This is a genomic window from Streptomyces sp. iso_384, assembly GCF_056172905.1.
In genome coordinates this window covers 5,343,868-5,356,516 of the sequence record NZ_JBWBTT010000001.1, presented here as the reverse complement: position 1 = coordinate 5,356,516, position 12,649 = coordinate 5,343,868, and the positions used below count along the sequence as shown (strand labels likewise).

11 protein-coding genes are annotated in these 12,649 nt (G+C 73.3%); 3 read left to right on the top strand and 8 right to left on the bottom strand.

What is annotated here, in order from left to right:
* Positions 1-42 precede the first annotated feature (42 nt).
* The 4 genes from AC0VY3_RS24060 to AC0VY3_RS24045 all read right to left on the bottom strand — a co-directional run bounded on the left by AC0VY3_RS24060 (position 43) and on the right by AC0VY3_RS24045 (position 3,698).
* Positions 43-741 (bottom strand): ferritin-like domain-containing protein, encoded by a 699-nt coding sequence (locus AC0VY3_RS24060; RefSeq protein WP_475550568.1) that lies wholly within the window; start codon positions 739-741, stop codon positions 43-45.
* A 32-nt stretch (positions 742-773) separates the two neighbouring features.
* Positions 774-2,048 (bottom strand): HRDC domain-containing protein, encoded by a 1,275-nt coding sequence (locus tag AC0VY3_RS24055; RefSeq protein ID WP_103510293.1) that lies wholly within the window; start codon positions 2,046-2,048, stop codon positions 774-776.
* Between the two features lie 114 nt (positions 2,049-2,162).
* Entirely contained in the window at positions 2,163-2,825 is a 663-nt protein-coding gene (locus AC0VY3_RS24050; protein ID WP_003965521.1) for a response regulator transcription factor, read from the bottom strand.
* A gap of 213 nt (positions 2,826-3,038) precedes the next feature.
* The gene (locus AC0VY3_RS24045) at positions 3,039-3,698 is read right to left on the bottom strand and encodes a DUF3000 domain-containing protein (protein ID WP_103510294.1); all 660 of its coding nucleotides are present in this window, start codon (positions 3,696-3,698) and stop codon (positions 3,039-3,041) included.
* Positions 3,699-3,790: 92 nt separating this feature from the next.
* Here AC0VY3_RS24045 and hemE point away from each other — a divergent pair, with 92 nt between their 5' ends.
* Complete coding sequence (gene hemE, locus AC0VY3_RS24040) at positions 3,791-4,888, top strand: uroporphyrinogen decarboxylase (protein ID WP_103510295.1); 1,098 nt, start codon at positions 3,791-3,793, stop codon at positions 4,886-4,888.
* A gap of 49 nt (positions 4,889-4,937) precedes the next feature.
* On the opposite strand, the gene AC0VY3_RS24035 is transcribed toward hemE, so the two are convergent.
* Both AC0VY3_RS24035 and AC0VY3_RS24030 read right to left on the bottom strand, forming a co-directional pair.
* Entirely contained in the window at positions 4,938-6,326 is a 1,389-nt protein-coding gene (locus tag AC0VY3_RS24035) for an FAD-dependent oxidoreductase (RefSeq protein WP_475550567.1), read from the bottom strand.
* Positions 6,327-6,401: 75 nt separating this feature from the next.
* Positions 6,402-7,388, bottom strand: coding sequence for a DUF4349 domain-containing protein (locus AC0VY3_RS24030; protein ID WP_475550566.1), 987 nt, complete (start codon positions 7,386-7,388; stop codon positions 6,402-6,404).
* Between the two features lie 126 nt (positions 7,389-7,514).
* On the opposite strand from AC0VY3_RS24030, the gene hemG reads away from it, so the two are divergent.
* Both hemG and hemQ read left to right on the top strand, forming a co-directional pair.
* A complete protein-coding gene (gene hemG / locus AC0VY3_RS24025; RefSeq protein WP_475550565.1) occupies positions 7,515-8,978 on the top strand; it encodes a protoporphyrinogen oxidase in 1,464 nt (487 codons plus the stop codon).
* A gap of 4 nt (positions 8,979-8,982) precedes the next feature.
* The gene (gene hemQ / locus AC0VY3_RS24020) at positions 8,983-9,711 is read left to right on the top strand and encodes a hydrogen peroxide-dependent heme synthase (RefSeq protein WP_103510299.1); all 729 of its coding nucleotides are present in this window, start codon (positions 8,983-8,985) and stop codon (positions 9,709-9,711) included.
* Positions 9,712-9,865: 154 nt separating this feature from the next.
* On the opposite strand, the gene AC0VY3_RS24015 is transcribed toward hemQ, so the two are convergent.
* Both AC0VY3_RS24015 and AC0VY3_RS24010 read right to left on the bottom strand, forming a co-directional pair.
* Positions 9,866-11,428 carry an alpha/beta hydrolase gene (locus tag AC0VY3_RS24015; protein WP_475550564.1) on the bottom strand — a complete coding sequence of 521 codons (1,563 nt, stop codon included), beginning with the start codon at positions 11,426-11,428 and terminating at the stop codon, positions 9,866-9,868.
* Between the two features lie 163 nt (positions 11,429-11,591).
* Positions 11,592-12,647 (bottom strand): TIGR04222 domain-containing membrane protein, encoded by a 1,056-nt coding sequence (locus tag AC0VY3_RS24010; protein ID WP_475550563.1) that lies wholly within the window; start codon positions 12,645-12,647, stop codon positions 11,592-11,594.
* Positions 12,648-12,649: the final 2 nt, after the last annotated feature.

Sequence of the window (12,649 nt, the reverse complement as noted above, 5' to 3'; positions counted from 1 at the left end):
ACTGCCCACCCCCCACGGCCGGAGCGTCGAAGGTCACACTCCTCACCGCATCGTCGCCGCGATCGGCCCCGAGGACCGGACCACCTCACGGGCGAACCGGAACCGGCCCACTCCCAGCCGCCGCAGCGCCGGTCCGTGGTCCACCGCCACCACCAGCGCGGCCGCCGCCAGGCCGGCCCGCCACCCGGAGGTCACCAGCACCCGCACCGGCGGCGGCAGCGGGCGCAGCGCCCGGCGCAGCCGGTGGCAGTGGAAGGGCACGTGCCGCTCCTCGTCGGCCAGGATCCGCCCCGCCACCTCCCGCGTCAGCGCATCGCCGGCCCCGTCCCGCAGCGCGCGGTAGTACCGCAGCGCGACCACCTCCGCGATCATCAGGACCAGCAGTTCGAGGCGGAGCCCCAGCGCCCGCCGCAGCGCCACGAAGATCCGGTCGCTCCAGTGCGAGGCGATCACCGGCGCGCCGCCCGAGGCGAGCAGGAGCGCCAACAACCTGGCGTGATTTCGCTCCTCCGCGACGAACATCCGCACCGCCGACGCGTACTCCGCGTCACCGGCCGCCTCCGCTTCGGTGATCAGCTCGGCCCCGTCGCCGTCCTCGCCGACCTGGAAGCGCTGCACACTGCGCCGGATCGCGGGGTGCGGCGGGACGCCGGTGCTCCAGTCCGGATCGCCCCGCTCGCCCCGCTCACGGCGCGCCGCCTCGAAGTCGCGTATCCCATCGCCGTACGTCGTGGTCCCCATGGCCGCCCCCTCCCGCGTCCGCCCCCGGGGGGTCAGGCGCCGGCGTTCAGCGCCCGGACCAGGAGCGGGGCGACCTGCTGGATCTGCCAGTTCCGCGCCCCGTACCCGGCGAGGGTGTCCTCGACGGCGCCCGGGGTCGGGTTCTTCGGCGGCTCCCAGCAGACCCGGCGCACGGTGTCCGGGGTGATCAGGTTCTCCTGGGGCATGCGAAGGCGTTCGGCCAGCTCGGAGACGGCGGTGCGGGCGGCCGAGAGCCGGGCGGCGGCGGCTGGGTCCTTGTCGGCCCAGGAGCGCGGCGGCGGCGGGCCGGCCGGCTGCTGACCGGGCTGCGGCAGCTCCGACTCGGGCAGCGCCCTGGCCCGGTCCACGGCGGCCTGCCACTGCTCCAGCTGACGGCGGCCCATGCGGTGGCCGAATCCCGGCAGCGCGGTCAGGGCCTGCACATCGTTCGGCAGCGCGAGCGCGGCCTCGACGATCGCGGTGTCGCCGAGCACCTTGCCCGGCGAGACGTCGCGGCGCTGGGCGACCTGGTCACGGGTGGTCCACAGCTCCCGGACGACGGCCATCTGACGGCGGCGGCGCACCTTGTGCATGCCCGAGGTCCGGCGCCAGGGGTCCTTGCGGGGCGGCGCGGGCGGCGCGGCGGCGATGGCGTCGAACTCCTCGCGGGCCCACTCCAGCTTGCCCTGCCGCTCCAGCTCCTCCTCCAGCTCGTCGCGCAGGTCGATCAGCAGCTCCACGTCGAGTGCGGCGTAGCGCAGCCAGGGCTCGGGCAGCGGGCGGGTGGACCAGTCGACCGCGGAGTGGCCCTTCTCCAGGGCGTAACCGAGGACGTTCTCCACCATCGCGCCGAGGCCGACGCGCGGGAAGCCCGCGAGCCGTCCGGCCAGCTCGGTGTCGAACAGCGAGGTGGGGGTCATGCCTATGTCCCGCAGGCACGGCAGGTCCTGGGTGGCGGCGTGCAGGATCCACTCGGCGCCGTTGAGCGCGGAGCCGAGGCCGGAGAGGTCGGGGCAGCCGACCGGGTCGACCAGGGCGCTGCCCGCGCCGTCGCGGCGCAGCTGTACGAGGTAGGCGCGCTGGCCGTAGCGGTAGCCCGAGGCGCGCTCGGCGTCGACGGCCACCGGGCCGGTGCCCGCGGCGAAGGCGGCGATCACCCGGGCCAGGGCGTCGTCGGACGTCACCACCGGGGGAATGCCCTCGCGAGGTTCGAGCAAGGGGATCGGCGCCGGGGCGACGTCGTCCGGGGGAGCGCCCCCGGTGGTTCGCAGTGAAGTGTCTGCTGCGGTCTCTTGGGCGTCGGTCACGTGTCAAGGGTATCTGTGTATGCACGGAGCCCGTCGACGGAACGTTCCGTCGACGGGCGGCCATGCACGTATTCCAGCCGGAGGCGCATCGGTGCACGTCCCGGCGGGGTGCGGTCAGTGGATGATGCCCGTCCGCAGGGCGACCGCGACCATGCCGGCCCGGTCTCCGGTGCCCAGCTTGCGGGCGATGCGGGCGAGGTGGGACTTGACGGTCAGGGCGGAGAGGCCCATCGAGACGCCGATGGCCTTGTTGGACTGGCCTTCGGCGACCAGGCGGAGCACCTCCACCTCACGTCCGGACAGTTCGCGGTAGCCGCCCGGGTGGCTCGGGGAACCGGGAGGCCTGCGGTGCATACGGGCGGCGTTGGCGCCGATGGGGGCGACGCCGGGGCGGGTGGGGTGGCCGATGTTGGTTCGGGTGCCGGTGACGACATAGCCCTTCACCCCGCCCGCGAGGGCGTTGCGAACGGCGCCGATGTCGTCGGCGGCGGAGAGGGCGAGACCGTTGGGCCAGCCTGCGGCGCGGGTCTCGGACAGCAGGGTCAGCCCGGAACCGTCGGGCAGGTGGACGTCGGCAATGCAGATGTCGCGCGGGTTGCCGACGCGGGGGCGTGCCTCCGCGATGGACGACGCTTCGATGACGTCACGTACTCCGAGGGCCCACAGATGGCGGGTGACGGTGGAACGGACGCGCGGGTCGGCCACGACGACCATGGCCGTCGGCTTGTTCGGGCGGTAGGCGACCAGGCTTGCGGGCTGCTCAAGGAGAACGGACACCAGGCCTCCTGGGGGGAGTGGCGGGACGGGCCGGCTCGGGGGATGAAGCCGGGGGGCGAACCGTGCTTGAAGGGTCATTGACCTCTTCGGCAGCGGACCCGTCCTCCTTTAGGGGAAGATCACGATTTGGTGAGTAACAATTCGGGCAAATAGGACGCGCGATCGATTGTACGAAAAGAGATCCGGCGCTTGTGCGAAACGGGTGACGGAGTGTTACGAAACCTGCGGCCCGCGCCGCTGCGGCAGCGTCACCACCGCCGCGTCCGCCGGATCCGACGGCGGCAGCCCCGCGATCTGGCACAGCAGATCACCCCAGGCCATCAGGTGTGACGCCGCGTCCGGCACCCCACCCCGCCCCTCGCGCGGCGTCCACGAGGCGCGGATCTCGATCTGCGTCGCCGGACGGCGCGCGGAGAGCGCACCGAAGTAGTGCGATCCGGCGCGTGTCACCGTTCCGCCGGCCTCTCCGTACGACAGGCCGCGCGCGTCCAGCGCACCCGTCAGCCAGGACCAGCACACCTCCGGCAGCAGCGGGTCCGCAGCCATCTCCGGCTCCAGCTCCGCCCGGACCAGCGTCACCAGCCGGAACGCGCCCTGCCAGGCGTCGTGCCCCGCCGGATCGTGCAGCAGCACCAGCCTGCCGTCCGCGAGATCGTCCTCGCCGTCCACCACCGCCGCCTCCAGGGCGTACGCGTGCGGCGCGAGGCGCTGGGGCGGCCTGGTCACCTCCACCTCCAGCTCCGGGCGGAGGCGCGCGGAGCGCAGCGCTTCGACCGCCGCCTGGAACGCGGGCGGTACGGAAGGACCCTCCGCGCGTTCCTCGCTTTCAACGCCGTCGGAATGATCGGAAAATTGTCCCTGAGCCGGAGCCATGCGGGGAAGAGTAGGCGGAAGGCGGGCCTCGCGCAGGGAGAGACACCCGTGCGGGGCCGGGCTCCTTCGGCACGCGTGCGAAGATTCTGTCCGTGAGTGCCAACGACAGCCCTTCGGGCCAGCAGACGACGACCTCCGCCAGCCTCGACGCGGTCCGCCACGCCACCCACGACTCGGCGTTCCTCAAGGCCTGCCGCCGCGAACCCGTCCCGCACACGCCGGTCTGGTTCATGCGCCAGGCGGGGCGCTCGCTGCCCGAGTACCTGAAGGTCCGCGAAGGCATCGCGATGCTCGACTCCTGCATGATGCCGGAGCTGGTCACCGAGATCACCCTGCAGCCGGTACGCCGCCACAAGGTCGACGCCGCGATCTACTTCAGCGACATCGTCGTGCCCCTGAAGGCCATCGGCATCGACCTCGACATCAAGCCCGGCGTCGGACCCGTCATCGCCGAGCCGATCCGCACCCGCGCCGACCTCGCCCGGCTGCGCGACCTCACCCCCGAGGACGTCCCGTACGTCACCGAGGCCATCGGGATGCTCACCGCCGAGCTGGGCGCCACCCCGCTCATCGGCTTCGCCGGGGCCCCGTTCACGCTGGCGAGCTACCTCGTCGAGGGCGGCCCCTCGCGCAACCACGAGCGCACCAAGGCCATGATGTACGGCGACCCGCAGCTCTGGGCCGACCTCGTGGACCGGCTCGCGGAGATCACCGGCGCCTTCCTCAAGGTGCAGATCGAGGCCGGCGCCTCCGCCGTCCAGCTCTTCGACTCCTGGGTCGGCGCGCTGGCCCCCGCCGACTACCGCCGCGCGGTGCTGCCCGCCTCCGCGAAGGTCTTCGACGCCGTCGCCCCCTACGGCGTCCCCCGGATCCACTTCGGCGTCGGCACCGGCGAGCTGCTGGGCCTGATGGGCGAGGCCGGCGCGGACGTCGTCGGCGTCGACTGGCGGGTCCCGCTGGACGAGGCCGCCCGTCGTGTCGGTCCCGGCAAGGCGCTCCAGGGCAACCTCGACCCGGCCGTGCTGTACGCGCCGACCCCGGCCGTCGAGGAGAAGACCCGCGAGGTGCTGGACGCCGCCGCCGGTCTGGAGGGCCACATCTTCAACCTGGGCCACGGCGTCATGCCGACCATGGACCCGGACGCGCTGACCCGCCTCGTGGGTTACGTCCACGAGCAGACCGCGCGCTGAACGACCGGTCGTACCGGGGGCCGGCCGGAAGAACCGGCCCCCGGGGCGCTCAGCCCCCCGCGCCCCGCACCGCCGCCACCGTCTTGCGCGCGGCGACCAGCACCGGGTCCCAGACCGGCGAGAACGGCGGCGCGTAGCCCAGGTCGAGCGCCGTCATCCGCTCCACCGTCATCCCGGCCGTGAGCGCCACCGCTGCCACGTCCACCCGCTTCGCCGCCCCGTCCCGGCCCACGATCTGCACCCCGAGCAGCCGGCCCGTGCGCAGCTCCGCGATCATCTTCACCGTCATCGGCTTCGCCCCCGGGTAGTAGCCCGCCCGCCCCGTCGACTCGATGGTCGCCGTGACATAGCGCAGCCCGACCGCGTGGGCGTCCTTCTCCCGCAGCCCGGTCCGGGCGATCTCCAGGTCGCAGACCTTGCTCACCGCCGTACCGACCACACCCGGGAACGTGCCGTAGCCGCCCCCGACGTTGGAACCGATCACCTGGCCGTGCTTGTTGGCGTGCGTGCCCAGCGCGATGTGCCGGGTGCGGCCCGCCACCAGGTCCTGGACCTCCACGCAGTCGCCGCCCGCCCAGATGTCGTCGTGGCCCACCACCCGCATCGACAGGTCGGTGAGGAGCCCGCGGTGCGGGCCCACCGGCAGCCCGGCCTCGCGCGCCAGCTCCGTCTCCGGCTCCACGCCGATGCCGAGGACCACCACGTCCGCCGGATACGTGCCCGCCTCCGTCGCCACCTCGGTGACCCGGCCGTCGGGACCGGTCAGGATCCTCGTCACGGCCGCCCCGTTGACCGTGGTGATGCCAAGACCGTCCATCGCGTCGTGGACGAGCCGCCCCATGTCCGGGTCGAGCGTCGCCATCGGCTGCTCGCCCCGGTTGAGCACGGTCACCTCGAACCCCCGCTTGAGCATCGCCTCGGCCATCTCCACGCCGATGTACCCCGCGCCCACCACGACCGCCCGGCGGGTCTCCTTGCCGCCCAGGGCGTCCAGCGAGTCCAGGAGCGCCTGCCCGTCGTCCAGGGTCTGCACCCCGTGCACCCCGGCCGCGTCCATGCCGGGCAGCGCCGGGCGCACCGGACGGGCCCCGGTGGCGATCACCAGCTTGTCGAAGCCCGTCCAGGAGGCCCGCCCGCTCTCCAGGTCCAGCGCCTTCACCCGCCGCCCGGCCACGTCCAGCTCGGTCACCTCGGTCCGCATCCGCAGATCGATGTCCCGTGCCCGGTGCTCCTCGGGGGTGCGGGCGATCAGGTCGTCGCGCTCCTCGACGTCGCCGCCCACCCAGTACGGGATGCCGCAGGCGGAGTACGAGGCGAAGTGGCCGCGCTCGAAGGCGACGATCTCCAGCGCGTCCGGCCCCTTCAGTCTGCGGGCCTGTGACGCGGCGGACATGCCCGCCGCGTCACCGCCGATGACCACCAGTCGCTCCGTTGCCATGCCGGGTCCCTTCCGCCGGTCCGCCGATTCGGCGAACCGGCGGGTCAAGGCCCCACGCTACGACGCCCGAGCGGCTCAGGAGTCCGAGGCGCCTTCGTCCTTCCCCGCCGCGGGCGCCGTGACCGCCGGAACGGTCCTGCGGGCCGCCCAGCGCCTGCGCAGCACCCGCCAGACCAGCACCGCGACGGCGGCGGTGACCAGGAACGGGAGCGCGGCCCCGAACGCCACCGCGACCCACCGCAGCACCGTCACGAAGGCGTCCCAGCCGCCGCCCAGCGCCTGGAGGAACTCCGGGTCGTCCTCCTTGTCCCCGTCGTCGTCCGGGGCGTCCGGCGGCGTCAGGTCCAGCGTGATCGTCGCCAGCGAGGTGCGGTCCTTCAGACTCGCCTGCTGGGCCAGCAGCGACTCCAGATCGGACTGACGGCTGCTCAGCTCGCCCTCCAGGGCCACCACATCGCTGATCCGCTCCGCCTGGTCCATCAGCTCCCGCACCCGCGCCACACTCGCGCGCTGGGTGGAGATCCGGCTGTCCACGTCGACCACCTGGTCGGTGACGTCCTTCGCGTTCGAGGTGCGCGACAGCAGCTTCCCGGAGCCGGACAGCTCCCGCAGCACCTCCTGGAAACGCTCCTGCGGCACCCGCAGCACCAGGTGCGAGGTCTCGTAGGTGTCGTCGAGCCGCTCGGTGTTCTCCGACGCCACCAGGCCCCCCGCGCCCTCGGCGGCGCCGCGCGCGGTGGCGACGGCCTTCGGCACGCTCTTCACCTCGACGGAGAGCGTGGCCGTACGGATCACATGGGCGCCCCCCGGCTTCGGCGGCGCCTTCTTCCCGGCCGCCTTCCCGCCCGCCTGCTCCTCGGGGGCGGCGGAGGCCGCCGCCCCGTCCTCGTCCGTGAACCCCTCGCGCGGCGCGGCCTTTCCGTCCGCCGCCTTCGCGCCGCTGTCCGACGCGTCGGACGACACCCCGCAGCCGCCGACGGCGAGCAGCAGGCCGAGAGCGCCGGCCACGAGTACCGCACGTGCGCGGACGAACGACCGGCCGTTTCTGCTTTCCCCATCCATAACTGGTCCCCCCAGGACGTTGGTTGATATCGCCGGTTCGACGTGGCGACCCCGGGACGGGTTGCCGCCCACCGGTTTCGAAGTGGTCACGGTCGGGACGCGGCACGGGTTTGAGAGAGTGGACCCATGCAGCGTTCTCAACAGCGTGCGGAAACGCCCCCGGGCCACGTCGTCGTCATCGGCGGCGGCATCGCCGGCCTGGCGGCCGCCCACCGTCTCGTCACCACCGGAGTGCGGGTCACCCTCCTGGAGGCGACGGACCGGCTCGGCGGCAAGCTCATGACCGGGGAGATCGCGGGCGTCCAGGTCGACCTGGGAGCCGAGTCGATGCTCGCCCGGCGCCCCGAGGCGGTCGCCCTGGCCCGGGAGGTGGGCCTCGCCGGCCGCCTCCAGCCGCCCGCCACCGCCACCGCCTCGCTCTGGACGCGCGACGCGCTGCGCCCCATGCCCAAGGGCCACGTCATGGGCGTCCCCGGCGACCCGGCGGTCCTCGGCGAGGTGTTGTCACCCGAGGGCCTGGCCCGGATCGCCGAGGAGCGCGACCTCACCCCGACGCCCGTCGGCGAGGACGTCGCGGTCGGCGCGTACGTGGCCGACCGGCTCGGCCGCGAGGTCGTGGACCGCCTGGTGGAGCCCCTCCTCGGCGGGGTCTACGCGGGCGACGCCTACCGGATCTCGATGCGCGCCGCCGTACCCCAGCTCTTCGAAGCGGTGAAGGAGGGCGGCCCGCTGCTGGAGGCCGTGGGCCGCATCCAGGAACGCGCGGCGGCCCGGCAGCAGACCGGCCCGGTCTTCCAGGGCATCGAGGGCGGCATCGGCACCCTCCCGGCCGCTGTCGGCGACGCCGTACGGGCCGGGGGCGGCGACATCCTCACCGAGACGCCCGTCCTCGGTCTGACCCGTACGGAAGCGGGCTGGGCCGTCCGCACCGACACCCGGACGATCGCCGCCGACGGCATCGTCCTGGCCACCCCCGCCTGGTCGGCCGGCACCCTGCTGGCCGCCGAGTCCCCGGCCGCCTCCGCCGAGCTGTCCGGCGTCGAGTACGCCTCGATGGCCCTGGTCACCCTGGCCTTCCGGCGTACCGACATCGAGGCCCACGAGGCCCTGCGCGGCCGCTCCGGCTTCCTCGTACCGCCGGTCGACGGGCACACGATCAAGGCGTCCACCTTCTCCAGCAACAAATGGCAGTGGGTCGCCGACGCCGCCCCCGACCTCTTCGTGCTCCGTACCTCCGTCGGCCGGTACGGCGAGGAGGACCACCTCCACCGCGAGGACGAGGAGCTCGTCGCCGTATCCCTGCGCGACCTCGCCGCGGCCACCGGACTGACCGCCCGGCCCGTCGACAGCGAGGTCACCCGCTGGATCGGCGGCCTGCCGCAGTACCCGGTCGGCCACCTCGCCCGGGTCGCCCGGATCCGCGACGAGGTCGCCAAGCTGCCCGCCCTGCGGGTCTGCGGCGCGGTCTACGACGGCGTCGGCATCCCCGCCTGCGTCGCGAGCGCCCACCGGGCGGCCGACGAGATCATCAGGGAGATCATCGCCACGCCGACCCTGGTTCGGGGCACGGGGAGCGAGGCGGGACAATAGCCGTATGAGTGCTCCTGAGACTGCGACATCAAGCAAGAGTCCGAACGCCGGCAAGAAGGCCAAGGACCTCAACGAGGTCATCCGCTACACCCTGTGGTCGGTCTTCAAACTGCGCGACGTTCTCCCGCTGGACCGCGCGGGATACGCCGACGAGGTCCAGGAGCTGTTCGACCAGCTCGCGGCCAAGGACATCACCGTCCGCGGCACCTACGACCTCTCCGGTCTGCGGGCCGACGCGGACCTCATGATCTGGTGGCACGCCGAGACCTCGGACCAGCTCCAGGACGCGTACAACCTCTTCAGGCGCACCAAGCTCGGCCGCGCGCTCGATCCGGTCTGGTCGAACATGGCGCTGCACCGCCCCGCCGAGTTCAACAAGTCGCACATCCCGGCGTTCCTCGCCGACGAGACGCCGCGCGACTACATCAGCGTCTACCCCTTCGTCCGGTCCTACGACTGGTACCTGCTGCCCGACGAGGACCGCCGCCGCATGCTCGCGGACCACGGCAAGATGGCCCGGGGCTACCCGGACGTCCGTGCCAACACCGTCGCCTCGTTCTCGCTCGGCGACTACGAGTGGATCCTCGCCTTCGAGGCGGACGAGCTGTACCGCATCGTCGACCTGATGCGTCACCTGCGCGCCTCCGAGGCACGGCTCCACGTGCGCGAGGAGGTCCCGTTCTACACGGGCCGCAGGAAGAGCGTCGCAGACCTGGTGGCCGGGCTCGCATAACCAGCGAGTCCCGCACCACCCCAACCCGGAAGATCAGAGGGACGGGCACCGGGCACCGATCGTGCCGTCCGCCCCTCCAGCGACACCGGGTTCGGCTTCGGGGGCCGTCGCACCGTGAAGGTGCGGCGGCCCCCGCTCCGTGCTCACCGCCCGGTCAGTCCAGCGACACCGGGTTCGGCTCCGGGTGCGCGGCACAGTCCGCACCCCGCCCCGGCACCTCGCCGGTCAGCAGATACCGGCGCAGATGGTCGTCCACGCACGTGTTCCCGGCCCCGCCGATGCCGTGCGTCCCCGCGCCCCGCTCGGTCACCAGCGACGACCCGGGCAGCCGCTTCCGCAGCTCCAACGCCCCCTTGTACGGCGTCGCCGCGTCCCGCTCCGCCGCCAGGATCAGCGCCGGCGGCAGCTCGCCCCACCGCGTCCCCACCTCCAGCGGCCGCTGCCGGGGCGCGGGCCAGAAGGCGCACGGCAGGTTCGTGAAGGCGTTGTCCCAGGTCTCGAAGGGAGCGACCCGCGCCAGGTCCGTGTGGTCGCGGTCCCAGACCTCGAACTCCTCCGGCCAGGGCGCGTCGTTGCACTCGACCGCCGTGTACACCGCCTGCGCGTTCTCGTTGTCCTTCGCCGCCACCGCACGCGGAGAGGCCTGCGCGACCAGCGGCTCCGGGTTGCCCCGCACGTACTCCGACAGGGCCGTCGCCCGCATCGCCCAGTAGTCGTCGTAGTAACCGGCCCCCAGGAAGGCCGAATGCAACTGCCCCGGGCCCACCGTGCCGCCCGCCGGCTTCACCGCCAGCTCGGCGCGCACCTGGTCGTAGTGCTTCTGCACCGCCTCCGGGGTGGCCCCCAGGTGATACACGTCGTCGTGCCGGGCGACCCAGCGCCGGAAGTCCTCCCAGCGCGTCTCGAAGGCCAGCGACTGGTCCATGTTGGAGCGGTACCAGATCTGCTCCGGGTCCGGATCGACCACCGAGTCGAAGACCATCCGCCGTACGTGCGAGGGGAACAGCGTCGCGTACAGCGCGCCGAAGTACGTCCCGTACGACGCCCCCATGAAAGTCAGCCGGCTCTCGCCGAGCGCGGCCCGCAGGACGTCCAGGTCACGGGCGTTGTTCAGCGAGGTGTAGTGCCGCAGCGTCGCGCCCGCGTGCTCCGCGCAGCCCTGCGCGTACGCCTTCGCACGGGCGACGCGCCGCTCCTTGTACGCCTGCGTCGGGTGCGTCGGGGCGTCCGTCGGGCCCTTCGTGTACGCGGCGGGGTCCTGGCAGGACAGCGGGTCGGAGGAGCCGTTGACGCCGCGCGGGGCGTAGCCGACCAGGTCGTACGCCTCGGCGATCTCCTTCCACTCCGGCAGCTCCCCGGCCAGCGGGAAGGTGATGCTGGACGCGCCGGGGCCTCCCGGGTTGTAGACGAACGCGCCCTGCCGCTCCTTCGGCGGACCGGTGGCGGGCGTGCGGCTGACGGTCAGTTCGAGCTGCCGCCCGTCCGGTTCGGCGTAGTCGAGGGGCACCTTCACCGTGCCGCACTTCAGGGAGTCCGGGAGCATCTCCTCCTCGGGACAGGCGGCGAAGTCGATCCCGGCGGCGGTGGCTCGGGCGGCGGCGATCGCGGTGCCCCGGGCCTCGGCGGAGCCCGGCGCCTCCCAGGCGTTCGCGGGAGCGGCGGCCAGGGCGGACAGGACCAGGGAGCCGATCGATGTGTACAGCGCAGCTGTTCTCACGCGCGGGGCCTCTCTGCGGATGCGGAGAGGGATGGTCGGGCGGACGGCCGCCGATGTCCAGTACCGCCCCGGAATGTCACCGGGAACCACCCTGATGGTCGGTCAACAACCTTACAGTGAGCCCGGTTCGCCGGGATCAGGAGCTGTTCGGGTCAGGAGCGGTTCAGGACCCGCCGCCGCAGCTGGAGCCCCCGCCCCCGCCCCCGCCCCCGCAGCTGGAGCCGCCCGAGCTGCCACAGCTCGACCCGCTGCTGCCTCCGCACCCGGACCCGGAGGAACATCCGGGCCCCGAGGAGCACCCGGACCCGCCGCCGCAGCTCGATCCGGAGCCTCCCCCGGTCGACCCGCCGCAGCTGGAGCCGCCGGGGCTGGACGCGGCGCACCAGACCGTCGCGACGCCGACGGCGGTGACGCCCGCCGCCGTGGACCCGGCGACGTACGACGAGGACCGCCGGCGCGGAGCGCTCAGCCGTGCCGCGGCCACCAGCTGGGCCTGGAACACCGGGTCCGGCAGCGCGCGGAGTCCCAGAGTGGCGACGAGGTGGGCGGGGGTCACCACATGGGCGTAGGCGGCCCGGAACGCCAGGGCGGCGTGCTGCCCCGACTTCGTGATGCGGCTCGCGGAGGTGCCCGCGACGATCAGGCCGGTGAACGCGCCGATCACGATCGCGGGCAGGACCTTCACGATGAACGGGACCGGGAAGTCCATGGTGTCGACCACGGCGAGCTGGACGAACGTGACCACCAGGCTCAACGGCAGGGCGATGAGGCATGCCACCCCCTGGATCAGCCCCCATCGCCGCAGCGGCCGGACCCGGTGGGGCGGCACCAGCAGCCCGCGCGCGGCGAGCCCGTCGCCGACCTCCTGGACGGCCGGGTGGCGCATCACCCTTTCCCGCAGGACGTGCAGCGCGCCGCTCGGGGCGGCGGCCAGCTCCTGGAACACCGCACGTTCCACCGGGTCGTTCGCCTGCGCCCGCCGTACGGCGACGATGCCGGGCCCGCCGACGGCCAGCCGGCCGTCCGCGTGCAGGGCGGTCAGAGCGGTGTCCACCACCCTGGCCGGACCGCCGTTCAGGAACGCGACCTCGTACAGGTCGTGAAGGGCGACGCCGGGACCCGGAGCGGGGCGGCGGGACCGCTCGGCCACCGCCTTGACGACGAGCAGCACCGACGAGACGACGATCCCGAGGGTCGCCAGCAGAGCGAAGAGGTTCACAG